Origin of the sequence: Acinetobacter sp. YH01009 (genome assembly GCF_013420765.1) — a bacterium.
GTDB lineage: Bacteria > Pseudomonadota > Gammaproteobacteria > Pseudomonadales > Moraxellaceae > Acinetobacter > Acinetobacter amyesii.
In genome coordinates this window covers 12,253-28,493 of sequence record NZ_VOYE01000002.1, presented here as the reverse complement: position 1 = coordinate 28,493, position 16,241 = coordinate 12,253, and the positions used below count along the sequence as shown (strand labels likewise).

Below are 16,241 nucleotides of genomic sequence, written 5' to 3'. Positions count from 1 at the left end.
GTCATTCATACATAAGCATGTTCATAAAAAAGCCCTTCCATGAGAAGGGCTTTTTAGTGTTGATCACATTTATACAGTTAAAGTCCGAAGTAATAAGCCAATAAGCAAATCACTACCGTAATAATAACTAAGGTAATCACTCCTCCTGCACCGGGTTTATGAGGCGAGTTAGCCGGGTGTGCATGCTGAGGATTTGATTTTCTATCCTCAGTTTTAAATCCATCCAGAGGAGAGCTTTCAACCACAGGAGTTAAACGTGCAGTTTTATAGTGATTGGCGACTTTTACGATAAATTTAGCCGTTAAATCTTCAGTTTTTTGAGCAAAATGGCGCAAATTTAACTGTTCTTCAGGTGTGTAGATGCTGCCATCTGCATGATAGGGATGCTGAATTTTAGACTGAATGTGGCGGTTTAATGCATCTAAGCGATGTAAGCTGTCATGTGCAAAATCCGCTTGTGCATCCGTTGGCAAGAGTGCGAGTTTTGCGGATTCATTCGATTCGCTGCTTAGATCGGGCTGCGTACCATAATAAGGTGTGCCTAACACCTCCGGCTCAATAAAACCTTCCGCAGGTTTTTGTAAAAATAATTCTGCTTCAGTGAAGTTATGAATATCATCCCATTTTGGTAACTGCATATCTGCTTCGATGCGTTTAATGAGTTTATGGTTCAGCTCATAGCGCCAAAAGGTTTCTCGACGAATTTGCAGTTGTTGGGATGCCGGTGCTTCATAGTCATTTTCTGCGTTATACCACTCGGCAAGTTCTTTACCAAAAATCCATGCCTGCTTTTTATTTTTTTCGTGGCTTACAATAAAATGGGCAAAGGGAAGAAGTTCAACGTTAGCATTCGGATTTTGTTCATCATTCAGCAAGCTGGAGCTATGTAAACTTAAGCGTTGTACCCCTTGTTTTTTTAAGCCTTCTAGCCAAATTTGGAAATGTTGAGCCAATAAATGCTGTGATAGCAAATCACGAAAATGGAAACTGTGCTGATCAAAAATGTGGTGATTCAACCAACGTTGAAAACTCAAACCTTGGTTGAGAAATTCATTGCCATAAGTGACGAGTGTGAGCTGTTGTTTCCAGATTGGATCGAGTGCCATAAAGATTGGATCCCATTGATATTGTGTTTATCTTATACTTTTTTTAAAACTTGATGCTAATGCAATTTTAACTTGTGAATGCGCTTCATCATAACGGCTAAAAACTGTTAGAATAAGGGGTTTATATTATTTTTTAAATTGTTGCTTTGAGAGTTACTATGTCACTGGAAGCCCTGACCACTGAAGCGCTCGCTGCGATTGCAGCAGCAGAGGACCTTGCTACACTCGACCAAGTGCGAGTGCAATTTACAGGGAAGAAAAGCCAGCTCGCGGAACAATCGAAGTCGCTCGGTAAAATGGACCCAGAAGAACGTAAAGTTTTTGGTGCTCAAATTCATGCCGTTCGTGAATCGATTACTGGCGCACTGACTGCTCGTCAAGCTGAATTACAAAAAGCTGCATTAGAACAAAAGCTTGCTAGCGAAACGATTGATATTACTTTACCCGGCCGTGGTCAAACGGTCGGTAGTATTCACCCTGTGACTCAAGTTCAAGAACGTATTTGCCAATTCTTTACCAAAGCTGGTTTTACCGTTGCAACTGGTCCTGAAGTTGAAGATGATTATCACAACTTTGAAGCATTGAACATTCCGGGTCATCACCCTGCACGTGCGATGCACGACACTTTCTATTTTGATGCGAATCATTTACTTCGTACGCATACCTCAGGCGTGCAAATTCGTACCATGGAAACGAGTCAGCCACCAATCCGTATTGTGTGTCCTGGTCGTGTGTATCGCTGTGACTCGGACCAAACGCATTCTCCAATGTTCCATCAAATCGAAGGTCTGTATGTGGCTGAAAACACTAGCTTTGCAGAACTTAAAGGTTTGTTGGTGAACTTGCTAAATGAATTCTTTGAAAAAGATTTGAAAGTACGTTTCCGTCCATCTTATTTCCCATTTACAGAGCCAAGTGCGGAAGTGGATATCATGGATGAACGTGGTAAATGGTTGGAAGTTTTGGGCTGCGGTATGGTGCATCCAAACGTTTTACAAGCCGCTGGCATCGACCCAGAAAAATACAAAGGCTTTGCCTTCGGTTTAGGTGTAGAGCGTTTTGCCATGTTGCGTTACGGCATTAATGACCTGCGTATGTTCTACCAAAATGATGTGCGTTTCTTACGCCAATTTGCTTAAACAGTTTTATACCTCTCCCTAACCTCTCCTAAAAGGAGAGGGGGTGTCCATCATGACTTAGGGTTCGTCCTCTTTCTTTAAAGGGGCGCTAGAGGGGATTAGAAATTTAGAATTAATAGGTTTTTATACAATGAAAATTAGCGAAAATTGGTTGCGTACATGGGTTAACCCAGCCATTGATAGCGATACACTTTCTGACCAACTGACCATGTTAGGTTTAGAAGTTGATGATTTATCTCCTGCTGCAAAACCATTTACTGGTGTAGTAGTCGGTGAAGTTTTAACAGTGGTTCAACATCCCGATGCTGACCGTTTACGTGTCACTACCGTAAACATTGGTTCAGGCGAACCTTTACAAATCGTTTGTGGTGCTCCTAACGTACGTGTAGGCATGAAAGCTCCTGTAGCAACCATTGGTGCAGTACTTCCGGGCGATTTCAAAATTAAAAAAGGCAAGCTTCGTGGTGTTGAATCACAAGGCATGCTGTGCGGTGCGTCTGAAATTGATCTTGAAGATAAAATCGACGGTCTATTAGAGCTTCCTGCCGATGCACCTGTTGGTGTAAATGTGCGTGAATATTTAGATCTTGATGACAATGTGATTGATATCAGCATCACGCCAAACCGTGGTGACTGCTTCAGTATTCGTGGTATTGCACGTGAAATTGGTGTGATTAATCAACTCCCTGTGACTGCCCCTGAAATTAAAGAAGTTGCTGCAACAATTACTGATGAGAAGAAAGTTGTTGTTGAAACTGATGGTTGCCCACGTTACTTAGGTCGAGTGATCAAAAACGTCAATACCAAAGCACCAACTCCTGAGTGGATGGAGCGTGCATTAGCTCGTGCGGGCATCCGTCAGCACAGTATTTTGGTCGATATTACCAACTACGTTTTAATGGAATTGGGTCAACCTTTACATGCATTCGATGGCGGTAAAGTTGAAGGGGCAGTTCGTGTACGCCAAGCAACAGCAGCAGAAAAGTTAACGTTGTTGAATGAACAAGAAGTTAAATTATCTGAAAACGTGATGGTGATTGCGGATGATCAAAAAGCCTTGGCGATTGCAGGGATCATGGGCGGTCTAAGTTCAGCCGTTTCTGACGATACCACTGAAATTTTCCTTGAGTCGGCGTTCTTTGATCAACTCTATATCGCAGGTCGTGCACGTAGTTTTGGTTTGCATACCGATGCATCTCAGCGTTATGAACGCGGTGTAGACTTTGAATTGCCGATGACTGCAATGCATCGTGCTTCTCAGCTTATTGCTGATTTAGCTGGTGGTGAGTTTGGTCCAATTACTGTTGCTGAAAAAGTAGAGTTATTACCAAAACGTGAAGCCATTGAACTGAACCAAGCGCAAGTTGATCAACTGCTCGGTTATAAAGTTGAATCTGCATTTATTACGGATGCTTTAACGCGTTTGGGTTGCAATGTCACTGTGAAAGCAGAAGGTGAGTGGACTGTTTTACCACCATCACATCGTTTTGACATGGCGATTTATCAAGACCTCATCGAAGAAGTAGCACGTATTCACGGTTACGACAATATTCAAATTAGCTTGCCGGTGATTGATGTCAAACTAGCGAAATACCAAGACCAATTTGAATTGGTTCAGTTACGTCAAACTGCAGTGGCTTTGGGTTATCAAGAAGCGATTAGCTTTAGCTTTGCAGATGCGAAACTAGAGAAACAATTGAATCCAAAGGTTCAACCACTAGCGCTTGCAAACCCGATTTCTAGCGACCTTGCAGTGATGCGTTCAACCTTATTATCAAGTTTGATCCCATGTGTGCAATACAACGTGAACCGTCAGCAAAACCGTGTGCGTTTCTATGAGCTTGGTCTACGTTTTGATTATCAAGGTGCGAACAGCATTCATGATCTTAAACAGATCCCAACCTTTGCACTGGTTGCAATAGGTTCGCGTACGACTGAATCTTGGCATGGTAAAGCACAGCCAATGGATTTCTTTGACTTTAAAGGCGATGTAGAGGAGATTTTAAATTCTGCACGTTTAAATGTTGAATATGTACGTTCAGAGCGTACGTGGTTGCATCCAGGTCAATCTGCTGAAATCTTAGTCAATGGTCAATCAATTGGTTACTTCGGTCGTTTACACCCATCTTTAGAAGATGAGTTGGATTTGGCAACAACTTGGGTAGCTGAGTTGGATCAATCGGCTGTTTTGCAAACTTATGTATCTAATTTTACAGAATTATCACGTTTTCCGTCGGTTCGACGTGATATTGCGCTTTTAATTAGTGATAAGATTAATGTTAGTGAAATTCAGCAACTTATCGAAAAAACCGGCGGTGAGCTTTTAGACGCAGTTTGGTTATTCGATGTGTACACTGGTCAAGGTGTCGAAGAAGGCAAGCGCTCATTGGCATTTGCAATTCAATGGCAACATCCAACACGTACATTAGAAGATGCTGAAATCAAAACCGGTATGGATAACATACTTCAGGTGTTGGAAAACACTTACCAGGCGACATTGAGGGCTTCATGACAGCATTAACAAAAGCAGAAATGGCTGATCATTTAAGTGAGCTCACGAGTTTAAACCGTCGTGAAGCAAAACAAATGGTCGAGTTATTCTTCGATGAGATTAGCCAAGCGCTAATCTCTGGGGAACAAGTTAAACTCTCTGGTTTCGGTAACTTCGAGTTGCGTGATAAACGTCAACGCCCAGGCCGTAACCCGAAAACGGGTGAAGAAATTCCGATTTCTGCCCGTCGTGTAGTGACCTTCCGTGCGGGACAAAAATTCCGTCAACGTGTTGGAAATGAGCAGATCGATTGATCTGCTTTTTTTTGCCTTTGATTTAGGAGGGCAGTGTTCATCATCTATCGCACAAGTCATGTTGAAGAATATTCGTTTTAAAATGAGACGATATAGTTGAGTTGAGTTGAGTTGAGTTGTCGTAGAGGTTGATTGTGGCTTTCCTTTAGCTAAATTGTCAGTTTTTATTTTTCAATAAGCATGGGCTTAGTATTTTGAATTTTAGCTCTTTTTATGAACTAGGGTTTAAAGTTTGAAGCAATAAAAAAGAGAGCCATAGGGCTCTCTTTTTGTGCTGAATAATCGGTTAGATTATTGAGCTTCAGAAGCAGCAGCAGTAGCTTCAGATGCAGCAGCAGTAGCTTCAGAAGCAGCAGCAGTAGCTTCAGATGCAGCAGCAGAAGCTTCAACAGCAGCAGCGTCAGACGCAGCAACTACTTCAGAAGCAGCAGCTTCAGATGCAGCAGCAGGAGCAGCTTCTTCAGTTTTTTTAGCACAACCAACGAAAGCTAAAGTAGTAGCAACTGCAGCAGCAATAGCGATTTTTTTGAATAACATGGCATCACTCTCTAAAATATGAGATTAAAAAATAACCTGCGTTAGTCTGTTGTGTGCTTTTATTATGCCTAATTTGAATAGGTATTAAAAATGCATAGAGCAGTCTAACTGGTCTGCGTGTATGCTATCACTGAGTATTTTGAAATGCTACTAGTGACTTTGAAAAAACCGTTAAAAATAGGTGAAAAACGGCCATTTTTTAACAGAAAATAACAATTAAGAGAAAGTTTTATATTGGCGAAATAGCAAATAAACTACTAAAAAGAATAGGGTTTTTTAAAATATATTTTTTATAATCATAAACTTGAAAATAAGTTTACATGGAAATCCATCAAATGTTTCTTTGTGTAACCAAAGTCAACCAAATAAAAAGGCCATCGTTATAGATGGCCTTTTCAGTCAAACATTCAACTTAGTTGGATGCTTTACGTTTCATTTGATCAAAGAAATCATCATTGGTTTTGGTTTCTTTCATACGATCAAGCAAGAATTCCATCGCTGCAAGTTCGTCTTGTGTATGAAGCAATTTACGTAAAATCCAAACTTTACGGAGGTTATCTTCAGACATTAGGCGCTCTTCACGACGTGTACCTGATTTTTTGATGTTCATCGCAGGGAACACACGTTTTTCAGCAATACGACGGTCTAGGGTAATTTCTTGGTTACCTGTACCTTTGAATTCTTCGTAGATCACTTCATCCATCTTACTGCCAGTTTCAATCAACGCAGTTGAGATAATTGTCAGTGAACCACCTTCTTCAATATTACGTGCTGCACCGAAGAAACGTTTTGGACGTTCTAAAGCATGGGCATCCACACCACCAGTAAGAACTTTACCAGATGAAGGGATTACAGTGTTGTAAGCACGTGCTAAACGAGTAATTGAGTCAAGTAAAATCACTACATCTTTTTTGTGTTCTACAAGACGTTTAGCTTTTTCAATCACCATCTCTGCAACTTGTACGTGACGAGCTGGTGATTCATCGAATGTTGAAGCAACTACTTCACCACGAACAGTACGTTCCATTTCTGTTACTTCTTCAGGACGTTCGTCAATTAGAAGGACAATCAAGAAACATTCAGGATTGTTACGAACAATCGACTGTGCGATGTTTTGTAACAACATGGTTTTACCCGCTTTTGGCGGTGCAACGATAATTGAACGTTGACCTTTACCAATCGGAGCAACCAAGTCAACCACACGCGCAGTTAAGTCTTCTGTTGTACCATTACCTAATTCCATTACCAATTGTTCGGTTGGAAATAAAGGTGTTAAGTTTTCGAAAAGAATCTTATTACGTGAGTTTTCTGGTGTGTCGTAGTTAATTTGATTAACTTTTAATAATGCAAAGTAACGTTCGCCTTCTTTAGGTGGACGAATCGTACCTGTAATAGTGTCACCAGTACGAAGGTTGAAGCGACGGATTTGTGATGGGCTCACATAGATATCGTCAGGGCCGGCTAGGTAAGAACCCGCTGCAGAGCGTAAGAAACCAAAGCCGTCCGACAGAATTTCTAGAACGCCATCACCAAAAATCTCTTCGCCGTTCATTGCGTGGCGCTTTAAGATGGCAAAAATAATATCTTGCTTACGGTTACGAGCCATTCCTTCGAGGCCCATAAACTCGGCAATCTTGATGAGTTCGCCAATCGGTTTTTTCTTGAGTTCGGTTAAGTTCATAGGTGGTCAGATAGAATCTAAAATTCTGAGGTACAGGTTGGAAAAGGGAGCAACAAATGTGCCGCGATCATGCAAGAAACGATAGCAATTGGTTTGCACAAAACAATTCAGAGATCTGATTCGTTATATGAAGAGAGATGTGAAAAACAATTCTGTTGCCGAGCGGCATTTTATGTGTTGTGTTGTAAGAAAATGACAGGATTTGAGATCCTTAATTTCTTGAGTAAACAATATAAGAGAGAACACAGCATTTGTCAATTTATCAACCAAAAAAATACGCTGTGTAAAACAGCGTATTTTCGAGTGTTATTATCGAAAAAATATTAGATGTTTTCTTCGATGAAAGCTGTCAATTTAGATTTTGGTGCGGCACCGACTTGGGTTGCTACAACTTCGCCGTTTTTAAACATTAATAATGCAGGAATGTTACGGATGTTGTAGTTTACAGCTGTTTGTTCGCAAGAAGTTACGTCTACTTTAACGATTTTAACTTTGCCTTCAAACTCAGTTGAAAGTACTTCAAGTACAGGTGCAATGGCTTTACAAGGAGCACACCAACCTGCCCAGAAATCTACAAGTACAGGAGTATCAGACTCTAGTACATCGGCTTGGAAGTTTTCATCAGTTGTATTTACGATATTGCCAGACATGGATTTTGCTCCGGAATTAATTTTTAAGTTGACTCTATGTTTATAAGTATTACATAGCCAACTATAACAATGTAGGGGGTTATGTAAATTTTCGACCTGAATGGTCAGTTTGTCTAATGGATGATCACGATGCCGATGATCGTGTATGACTATCATTGCTTTAGATAAAAAATCGATAAGTTCCGCCCGAACTACTCATAAATGGCTTTTAAATTGCATGTATGTGAATTAATCTAAGCACAATTCTGAACAGGTTTTTTTGAATAATGTCTGATTTTTTGATTGATGAAGAATTACTTGCTGCTATCGATATGGGATCGAACAGCTTCCACTTGGCTATCGCACGCGTAGACCATGGTGAAGTGAAAAAAGTTGCATCAATGTCAGAAAAAGTACAGCTTGCCGCAGGTCTAGACGAAAATAAAAATTTGACTGAAGCCGCACAGCAACGAGGATTAGCCTGCCTAGCACGTTTTGTGGGGCGTTTAAATCCTGTACAAGCTAACCGTTTACGTATTGTGGCGACTAATGCCTTGCGTCAAGCAAAAAATGGTCATGAATTTATCCAAAAAGCCGCTGAAATTTTACCAAAACCAATTGAAATCATTGCTGGTCGTGAAGAAGCCCGTCTAATTTATTTAGGGGTTTCACATACTATGGCAAATAGTGGTCGCCGCCTTGTGATTGATATCGGTGGGGGTTCAACAGAGTTGATTATTGGTGAAGAGTTTGAACCGATTCATACAGAATCTGTGCAAATGGGCTGTGTCGCTTTTACCAAAGCGTTTTTTGCTGATGGTGAAATTAACCTGAAAAGTTTTGATAAAGCGGTAAATGCTGCTCGCAAGGAAATCGCAGGCATTGCCAACACTTATAAAGCTGCGGGCTGGGATACTGTTGTCGGTTCAAGTGGCACGATCAAAGCATGTCGTCAGATTTGTGTCAATATGGGCTGGAGCAACGATCAGGAAGAACTGACACGTGACGGTTTATTTAAACTCAAAGATAAATTGCTTAAATATAAGCATGTCAATGAAATGGAATTTGATGGTCTAAAAGAAGACCGTCGAGCAGTTTTGCCAGCCGGCATTGCCATTTTGTATGCAGTCTTTGATGTGCTGAATATCGATAAATTGGTTTATTCTGATGGCGCGTTACGTGAAGGCGTGATGTACGACCTATTGGGACGTTTCCAACATGAAGATGTTCGAGATCGTTCTGTACATGCGTTGATGGGTCGCTACAACGCAGATATGAAACAAGCTGAACGTGTGGTAAATACCGCTCAACAACTGTTTAATGGTGTGGCGACCGCACTGAATTTGACCAGTGATGACAGTGATTTACTGCGTCGTGCAGCGTATTTGCATGAAATTGGCTTAGCGATCAGTCATAGTGGTTACCATCGTCATGGTGCTTATTTACTGCAACATTCGGATATTCCGGGTTTCTCACAAATTGATCAAAACCATTTGTCACATTTAGTGGCGCATCATCGTCGTAAGTTACGTAGTGACGCGCGCATTGATGTGATGAAAGTCGGTGGTAACAAACTTGTTTACTTATGTCTATTGCTTCGTTTAGCAGTTTTATTAAATCATAGTCGCAGCGATGAGATGCTTCCTGCCATTGAATTAAGCGTGGACAATGCGCAACAATGGCAACTTAGTGTTTCTGGTGATGCCAAACAGTGGCCTTTGTTGGTTGCAGACTTGCATGATGAGCAGGTGCAATTTAAGCATTGGGATATTGAACTGAATATCCAGTCGGAACAATTTATCAATTAACAGACCAGTTAAGTTAGGGATAATGATCGACCTATGAAAAATAAAGCAGCTCAATCTAAAGCCTGGACTACGGTTCAGATCGCACGTCATCCTGAACGTCCGCAGTTTTTGGATTATGTTGGCGAAATTTTTACAGAGTTCGATGCTTTGCACGGTGACCGCCTATTTGGTGATGACGGCGCGATGATTGGTGGTTTGGCTCGTTTAGATGGTCAGCCTGTGATGATCGTAGGTCAGCACCGTGGTCGTAGTACACGTGAAAAATTACAGCATAATTTTGGTATGAGTAACCCTGAAGGTTACCGTAAAGCACAGCGTTTATTGGATATGGCGGAGCGTTTTAATCTGCCTGTCTTTACCTTTATTGATACCATGGGTGCATACCCAGGCGTGGGTGCAGAAGAACGTGGTCAGGCTGAAGCGATTGCAACCAGTTTGGCTCAGCTTTCTTCACTTAAAGTGCCTGTAGTGGCAACGGTATTGGGTGAAGGCGGTTCGGGTGGTGCGCTCGGTATCGGCGTAGCTGACCGTGTGATTATGCTATCTCACAGTATTTATTCAGTGATTTCACCTGAAGGCTGTGCATCTATTTTGTGGAAAACTGCAGAGAAAGCAGAACAAGCAAGTGAAGCATTGGCATTGACGGCAGATAAATTGCAGAAGATGGGCATTGTGGAATACGTGGTGGACGAAGCGGAAGGGGCACATTTAAACCCTGAAAAAGTCATGCAGGATTTGAAAGTGGTCTTGAAGCAAGCTCTAGAAGAACTGCAACCAATGGATGCAAACGAACGATGCGAAGCGCGTTATCAGCGTTTAATGAAGTTTGGCAGCGACAATTTAGGGCTGACTGCTTAAGTCAAATTCAGGCGCTGCCTGAACAAAGCCGATTTTTAATAGGATGTAGTGGTGGCATGGATTCCATGTTGCTGCTGCATCTTATGTCGTTTTTGTGCCCTGAAAAAATACGGGTGATTTATATTGATCACCAACTACAAGCGTGTAGTCATGCTTGGGGCGAGTTTGTACGCGCTCAGTGTGCAGCGCTGAATCTTCCATTCATCATACAAAAAGTTCAGGTTGCGCAAGGTAACCTTGAAAATCAAGCCCGCTCAGCCCGCTATCAAGCCTTTGTCGAACATTTACAAGCAGATGAAATATTGGTACTCGCGCATCATCAGCAAGATCAAGCTGAGACACTGATGTTGCGGCTACTTTCAGGTGCCGGTGTCCATGGCCTTGCTGCCATGAAAAAATTCGATGTGCGTGAAGATTTTACATTATGGCGTCCGCTATTAGATCTTTCACGTGAGCAAATTTGCCAATGGGCAGCACAGCTGCATGTGCAAAATATTCAAGACCTCACCAATTTTGATACCGACTATGACCGTGCGTGGAGTCGTGAGATTTTGTGGCCGTTACTCAGCGATCGATTTCCTAAAATGCAGCAAGCCTTGAGTCGAACCAGTTATTTGATGCAAGATGCTGATGAAATTTTATATGAGGTGTTGCAGCAAGATTTAGCGGCCTGTGGTTCATCGCAAATGTTATCTTTGGCTGCTTTACAACAGCTCAGTCAGGCACGTCAGCGTCAGTTGTTATCGCACTGGATGAAAGGTGAGGGGCAATATCGTCCAAGTTTTGAAATGGTACAGCGTTTATTTTCAGAAGTGATTGGCTCACGCGAAGACTCGCAAGCGGCATTACACTGGAATGGGTTTTATTATCTGCGCTTTCAACAGCAACTTCATCGGATTGCCAAAGCGGATTATCTTCAAACTGACCCCATTCAAGAGGTTGAGGTTATAACTTGTGTTGCAGGTCAGTCCCTCAAGTTGCCTACAGGCCATTTTGTGATTCAACCCTCAGAGCTTGGCTTATCACCTGAATTATTGGGGCAGCAACTGCAGATTCGCCCACGCCTTGGCGGCGAAAAAATTCATTTATATGGTCGTGTCGGAAGTTGGCCGTTGAAAAAAGCCATTCAGCAGGCGCAAATTTTTCCATGGCAGCGTCATACTATTCAAATATTAAGCCGAGATAATGTTATGCTAGGCGTCTTTACGCCTCAGGGCTTTTGGTTGGCGCAGTCTGAATTTTGTACTCAAGCTGGCTGGCAACCAACATTATCTCTTAACGCTAAATCTGCAATATCGGATCTTCAATCATGAGCGCAATTCTAAATTGTAATATCAGTTTCATTGGTGGCGGCAACATGGCACAGGCTTTAATTGGTGGCCTGATTGCACGTGGTGTCCCGACTACACGTATTACAGTTTCAGATCCCGTAGAAAAAGTACGTGAGCTTTTGGCTGAAAAAGATTTGCATGTGACGGATGATAATGTTGCAGCAATTCGAGATGCTGACATTGTTCTTTTTGCAGTTAAACCTCAGGTGTTGGCAAAAGTTTTGGCACCATTACAAGGTTTGCTAGAAGGGAAGTTGGTGATTTCAATTGTTGCAGGTGCAGAAATTGCAACAATTTCAAAATTATTAGGCACGGAGCGTATTGTTCGTGTCATGCCAAATACACCGGCTTTAGTTCAAACCGGTGCGCATGGTTTATATGCAGGTGAAGCGGTTTCGGCTGAAGATCGTGATCTTGCAAGTCAAGTTTTGGCTTCAACGGGTTTAACACTTTGGGTAAACTCAGAAGCGCAAATTGATGCGGTAACAGCAGTTTCTGGCTCAGGTCCTGCATACTTTTTCTATATGATGGAAAGTATGATCCGTGCAGGTAAAAACATGGGCTTGGATGAAAAAGTGGCTACAGCACTAACCTTGCAAACTGCATTAGGTGCCGCACAAATGGCAATTACCAGTGCTAACAGTCCTGCGGAGTTACGTAAAAATGTAACCTCTCCAAACGGTACAACACAAGCCGCGATTGAAGTATTTGATCGTGCTCAAATTTCACAAAATATTCAGGCCGCTTTAGCCGCAGCGCAAAAGCGTAGCCAAGAGTTGGCACAAGAGTTAAGCGAAAGCACCAAATAATTCGATTTGATTTAGGAAAGTTCAAGTATGGGCTCTGCTCAAATTTTTGGAATCATTATTAACGTTGCAATTTTGCTCGTATTTTTCCGTTTTTTAATGCAGCTTGCTGCCGTGAGTCCATATAACCCTGTGGTTTTGGCAACAGCAAAAGCAACAAAAATTGTCGATATCTTTAGCCGAATTTTCCCAACTTTGGCCAAAGGTCGAGTGAATACCGCAGCATTGGTGTTGGTGGTGATTCTGTATTTGTTAAAAATGTTTGGTTTGATGTATTTGTCTGGCGTGGCAGTGAATAGTCCATTCCATCTGATCATTATGACCTTTGTGACCATGATTCAGGATTTAATCCGTTTCTGTCGTTACTTAATTTTTGCATCGATTATTTTGAGTTGGGTCGTGATGTTTAGTCAGTCACGTTCGCCTTATATTGAAGTGGTTCAAGAATTGGCAGAACCGCTACTTGCACCATTCCGTCGTATTCTTCCAAATATGGGGATGATTGACTTGTCGCCAATTTTTGCGATTTTGGCATTGTTGGTTGCGGAAACCATTATGAAGCAAGTCGCAATTGCATTATTGACTGGTCTTTAATCTGAGCTAAGACGAGTTGAATAAAAAAGGACGCCGAGGCGTCCTTTTTTGTGGATTTAAATTGAGGTCTAAAACAAGAAATTTCTTATTTAGTAGCAATATCTCACCTCCATCCAACCTTCCTCCTAGAGGGAGAAAGGCGTGAATGAACGTGAATGAATTAGTGTGCTTCGTCCCAGTTATTACCTTGACCGACTTCCACAATCAGTGGAACGGAAATTTTCAACACAGACTGCATGACTTCAGCCAGTTGGGCAGAGAGTTCATCGGCAATTGCAGCATCAACTTCAAATACCAATTCATCGTGTACTTGCAGTAACATTTTGGCTTGATCTTTTGGTAAGATTTTATCGACTGCAATCATAGCCAATTTAATAATATCTGCCGCAGAACCTTGTAGTGGTGCATTGATCGCTGCACGTTCAGCGCCTTGTTTCACCATTTTGTTGCTCGCCATAATGTCTGGTGTATACAGACGACGACCTAAAATGGTTTCCACAAAACCTTGTTCACGTGCAACTTGGCGAGTACGTTCCATATATTCCAAAACACCAGGGTAGCGTTGGAAGTATTTACCAATATAGTTACGCGACTCTTCACGAGTGAAACCCAACTGACGAATCAAACCGAATTCTGACATGCCATAGAGCAGACCGAAGTTCACCGCTTTGGCTTGACGACGTTGGTTGCTAGTCACTTCGTCGAGTGGAATACCCAAAACTTCTGCCGCAGTCCGTTTATGTACGTCTTGTCCATGATTGAAGGCATCGACCAAGGCATGATCTTGCGAGAAGTGCGCCATTAAACGTAATTCGATTTGCGAGTAATCGGCTGCCAGTAAAATGCGACCTTCAGGTGCAATAAAGGCTTTACGGATTTGACGTCCAATATCTTCACGGACAGGAATGTTTTGTAAGTTGGGATCTGTGGATGATAAACGACCTGTAGCTGTTAACGCTTGGTGATAACTGGTATGCACACGATGTGTGTCATTATTCACTTGCTTTAACAGACCATCGGTATAGGTGCTTTTGAGTTTAGAGAGACCACGATATTCCAAAATTAAGTCGGTAATCGGGTGGTCGATTTTTTCTAAGACACTTTCACTGGTACTGTACTGACCTGTAGAGGTCTTCTTACCGCCTTTTAAACCTAATTTATCAAACAGAATCTCACCAACTTGTTTTGGTGAGCTGACATTGAAGCTTTGACCCGCAAGATCGGTAATTTCTGTTTCTAAATTTTGAATGGTATTGGCAAATTCCACACCGAGTTGGTCGAGGAAGTTCATATCCAATTCAATGCCGTTTTCTTCCATAGAGGTTAGAACACGGGCAACCGGCATTTCAATATTGTGCAAAATATTGATCAGTTCCGGATGGGCTTGTAACTTTTTATCGAGTACTTCATACAGACGATAGGTCACATGGGCATCTTCTGCGGCATAATGGGCTGCAGTTTCAAGCTCAATTTGGTTAAAGGTCTTTTGTTTTGCACCTTTGCCCGCCACTTGTTCGAACGTCGTTGTGAGATGACTTAAATACAAACGCGCGACGTCATCCATTCCATGACGAGTTGCCACAGAGTTGAGGACATAAGAGGCTAACATGGTATCGAAATACCAACCTGCCAAATGAATACCATGATTTTCTAAGACATGTGCATCATATTTGAGATGATGACCAATTTTTTGTACGTCATTATCTTCAAGTAAAGGTTTGAGTTGATTCAGAATTGTGTCGCGATCAAGTTGTTGCGGCGCACCTTCATAATCATGCGCAAGCGGCACGTAATAGGCATCATGTGCATCTAAAGCCACCGAGAAACCTACAATCTGCGCCACGCGGTAGTCAAGGCTAGTGGTTTCGGTATCAAAGGCAAAACGCTTTTCAGTACTTAGACGCTTGAATAACACATCCCAATCTTCTTGGGTCAATACTGTGTGATAACGTGCTTCACCGAGTAAATCATCAACACTGGTTTTGTCCGCTTGATCTTCCACTTCGGGTGCATTGGCTACAGTCGCCGTGGTGTTGATGGCTTTGGCTGCTTGTTTGTAGGTTGCACCATTTGGGTTGTTCGGATGATCTAATGACTGCAGTTGGTTACGGAATTCTAGTTCAGTATATAAATCACGAAGAGCTGGAATATTTGGATCAGCAAGTTTCAAATCTTCGTATTTAAGGCCCATGTCGAGGTCGCAAACAATGCTCGCCAGTTGGTGGTCAAGAGTAATCCCTTCGACATTGTCCTTAATGTTTTGACCGACTTTACCTTTAATACTGTCAACATTTTCTAAAATGCCGCCAATCGAACCGTACTCGGTTAAAAGTTTTGCTGCTGTTTTTGCGCCAACACCGGGCACACCACGAATGCCGTCAGAGGCGTCGCCCATCAGCGTGAGGTAGTCAATGATTTGATTCGGCCACACCCCAAATTTTTCAAAAACGCCTTGAACGTCCATCGGTTTGTCTTTGAAGCTGTCTTCTAAAGTGACACGCTCAGTAACGAGCTGCGCCATGTCTTTGTCACCGGTGGAGATCAAAACTTGATGACCGGCTGCTTCAGCGCGTTTGGCTAAAGTTCCGATAATGTCATCGGCCTCAGCGCCCGGCAACATATGCAGCGGAATCCCTAGAGCACGAATTAATGCATGAAGATATGGAATTTGTTGTGATAATTCTTCGGGCATACTTGGACGGTCACCCTTATAAATTGGGGACAATTCATGACGGAAGGTTGGTTCAGGTGTATCGAAAATAACGGCCATATGCGTCGGTTGAATACGACGCATTAATTTTTGGATGGCAGAAATGGCACCTCGGATTGCATTGGTATGCAAACCGGTTGAAGTGGTTAATGGTGGCAGTGCATGGTAAGCACGAAATAAAAAGTATGAGCCATCGACCAAGACAAATGGTGGCATTGATAATTTCCTAATCCTAAA

General features: G+C 42.2%; 13 protein-coding genes. 8 read left to right on the top strand and 5 right to left on the bottom strand.

Features of this window, described 5'->3' with window-relative positions:
• Positions 1 to 77: 77 nt before the first annotated feature.
• Complete coding sequence (locus FTT76_RS02945) at positions 78 to 1,106, bottom strand: hypothetical protein (protein WP_180190014.1); 1,029 nt, start codon at positions 1,104 to 1,106, stop codon at positions 78 to 80.
• Between the two features lie 158 nt (positions 1,107 to 1,264).
• Between FTT76_RS02945 and pheS the strand changes: the two genes are divergently transcribed.
• The 3 genes from pheS to FTT76_RS02930 all read left to right on the top strand — a co-directional run bounded on the left by pheS (position 1,265) and on the right by FTT76_RS02930 (position 5,050).
• Positions 1,265 to 2,245: a phenylalanine--tRNA ligase subunit alpha gene (gene pheS / locus FTT76_RS02940; RefSeq protein ID WP_078189575.1), complete on the top strand. Its 981-nt coding sequence runs from the start codon at positions 1,265 to 1,267 to the stop codon at positions 2,243 to 2,245.
• Positions 2,246 to 2,375: 130 nt separating this feature from the next.
• Positions 2,376 to 4,757, top strand: a complete 2,382-nt coding sequence (pheT, locus tag FTT76_RS02935) for a phenylalanine--tRNA ligase subunit beta (protein WP_180190013.1) — start codon at positions 2,376 to 2,378, stop codon at positions 4,755 to 4,757.
• On the top strand, positions 4,754 to 5,050 hold the full coding sequence (locus FTT76_RS02930; protein ID WP_004649746.1) for an integration host factor subunit alpha: 297 nt from the start codon (positions 4,754 to 4,756) through the stop codon (positions 5,048 to 5,050). The genes pheT and FTT76_RS02930 overlap by 4 nt, the downstream gene beginning before the upstream one ends.
• A 291-nt stretch (positions 5,051 to 5,341) precedes the next feature.
• Here the strand turns inward: FTT76_RS02930 and FTT76_RS02925 are convergent, their stop codons facing one another.
• The 3 genes from FTT76_RS02925 to trxA all read right to left on the bottom strand — a co-directional run bounded on the left by FTT76_RS02925 (position 5,342) and on the right by trxA (position 7,918).
• The gene (locus FTT76_RS02925; RefSeq protein WP_078192631.1) at positions 5,342 to 5,587 is read right to left on the bottom strand and encodes a hypothetical protein; all 246 of its coding nucleotides are present in this window, start codon (positions 5,585 to 5,587) and stop codon (positions 5,342 to 5,344) included.
• Between the two features lie 412 nt (positions 5,588 to 5,999).
• Positions 6,000 to 7,268 carry a transcription termination factor Rho gene (gene rho, locus FTT76_RS02920; protein ID WP_067731074.1) on the bottom strand — a complete coding sequence of 423 codons (1,269 nt, stop codon included), beginning with the start codon at positions 7,266 to 7,268 and terminating at the stop codon, positions 6,000 to 6,002.
• Positions 7,269 to 7,591: 323 nt separating this feature from the next.
• Positions 7,592 to 7,918 (bottom strand): thioredoxin, encoded by a 327-nt coding sequence (gene trxA / locus FTT76_RS02915; protein ID WP_078192629.1) that lies wholly within the window; start codon positions 7,916 to 7,918, stop codon positions 7,592 to 7,594.
• Positions 7,919 to 8,184: 266 nt separating this feature from the next.
• Between trxA and ppx the strand changes: the two genes are divergently transcribed.
• Genes ppx through FTT76_RS02890 form a run of 5 tightly spaced genes read left to right on the top strand, consistent with a single transcriptional unit; the run spans position 8,185 to position 13,294 of the window.
• Positions 8,185 to 9,705, top strand: coding sequence for an exopolyphosphatase (gene ppx, locus FTT76_RS02910; RefSeq protein WP_078192628.1), 1,521 nt, complete (start codon positions 8,185 to 8,187; stop codon positions 9,703 to 9,705).
• 33 nt (positions 9,706 to 9,738) lie between these two features.
• Complete coding sequence (locus FTT76_RS02905; protein ID WP_078189570.1) at positions 9,739 to 10,563, top strand: acetyl-CoA carboxylase carboxyltransferase subunit alpha; 825 nt, start codon at positions 9,739 to 9,741, stop codon at positions 10,561 to 10,563.
• Positions 10,500 to 11,876: a tRNA lysidine(34) synthetase TilS gene (gene tilS, locus FTT76_RS02900; RefSeq protein WP_180163139.1), complete on the top strand. Its 1,377-nt coding sequence runs from the start codon at positions 10,500 to 10,502 to the stop codon at positions 11,874 to 11,876. Before FTT76_RS02905 ends, tilS begins: the two co-directional genes overlap by 64 nt.
• The gene (proC, locus tag FTT76_RS02895; RefSeq protein ID WP_168378486.1) at positions 11,873 to 12,703 is read left to right on the top strand and encodes a pyrroline-5-carboxylate reductase; all 831 of its coding nucleotides are present in this window, start codon (positions 11,873 to 11,875) and stop codon (positions 12,701 to 12,703) included. Before tilS ends, proC begins: the two co-directional genes overlap by 4 nt.
• A gap of 27 nt (positions 12,704 to 12,730) precedes the next feature.
• On the top strand, positions 12,731 to 13,294 hold the full coding sequence (locus FTT76_RS02890; RefSeq protein ID WP_078189567.1) for a YggT family protein: 564 nt from the start codon (positions 12,731 to 12,733) through the stop codon (positions 13,292 to 13,294).
• 160 nt (positions 13,295 to 13,454) lie between these two features.
• Here the strand turns inward: FTT76_RS02890 and polA are convergent, their stop codons facing one another.
• A complete protein-coding gene (gene polA / locus FTT76_RS02885; RefSeq protein WP_180190012.1) occupies positions 13,455 to 16,220 on the bottom strand; it encodes a DNA polymerase I in 2,766 nt (921 codons plus the stop codon).
• Between the last annotated feature and the right edge of the window lie 21 nt (positions 16,221 to 16,241).

What these genes read in the sequence shown, in the direction of transcription:
- trxA (WP_078192629.1), bottom strand. Translation starts at nt 7,918, where the DNA reads ATGTCTGGCAATATCGTAAATACAACTGATGAAAACTTCCAAGCCGAT.
- pheT (WP_180190013.1), top strand. Translation starts at nt 2,376, where the DNA reads ATGAAAATTAGCGAAAATTGGTTGCGTACATGGGTTAACCCAGCCATT.
- polA (WP_180190012.1), bottom strand. Translation starts at nt 16,220, where the DNA reads ATGCCACCATTTGTCTTGGTCGATGGCTCATACTTTTTATTTCGTGCT.
- ppx (WP_078192628.1), top strand. Translation starts at nt 8,185, where the DNA reads ATGTCTGATTTTTTGATTGATGAAGAATTACTTGCTGCTATCGATATG.
- FTT76_RS02925 (WP_078192631.1), bottom strand. Translation starts at nt 5,587, where the DNA reads ATGTTATTCAAAAAAATCGCTATTGCTGCTGCAGTTGCTACTACTTTA.
- proC (WP_168378486.1), top strand. Translation starts at nt 11,873, where the DNA reads ATGAGCGCAATTCTAAATTGTAATATCAGTTTCATTGGTGGCGGCAAC.
- FTT76_RS02930 (WP_004649746.1), top strand. Translation starts at nt 4,754, where the DNA reads ATGACAGCATTAACAAAAGCAGAAATGGCTGATCATTTAAGTGAGCTC.
- FTT76_RS02905 (WP_078189570.1), top strand. Translation starts at nt 9,739, where the DNA reads ATGAAAAATAAAGCAGCTCAATCTAAAGCCTGGACTACGGTTCAGATC.
- rho (WP_067731074.1), bottom strand. Translation starts at nt 7,268, where the DNA reads ATGAACTTAACCGAACTCAAGAAAAAACCGATTGGCGAACTCATCAAG.
- pheS (WP_078189575.1), top strand. Translation starts at nt 1,265, where the DNA reads ATGTCACTGGAAGCCCTGACCACTGAAGCGCTCGCTGCGATTGCAGCA.
- tilS (WP_180163139.1), top strand. Translation starts at nt 10,500, where the DNA reads ATGCGAAGCGCGTTATCAGCGTTTAATGAAGTTTGGCAGCGACAATTT.
- FTT76_RS02890 (WP_078189567.1), top strand. Translation starts at nt 12,731, where the DNA reads ATGGGCTCTGCTCAAATTTTTGGAATCATTATTAACGTTGCAATTTTG.
- FTT76_RS02945 (WP_180190014.1), bottom strand. Translation starts at nt 1,106, where the DNA reads ATGGCACTCGATCCAATCTGGAAACAACAGCTCACACTCGTCACTTAT.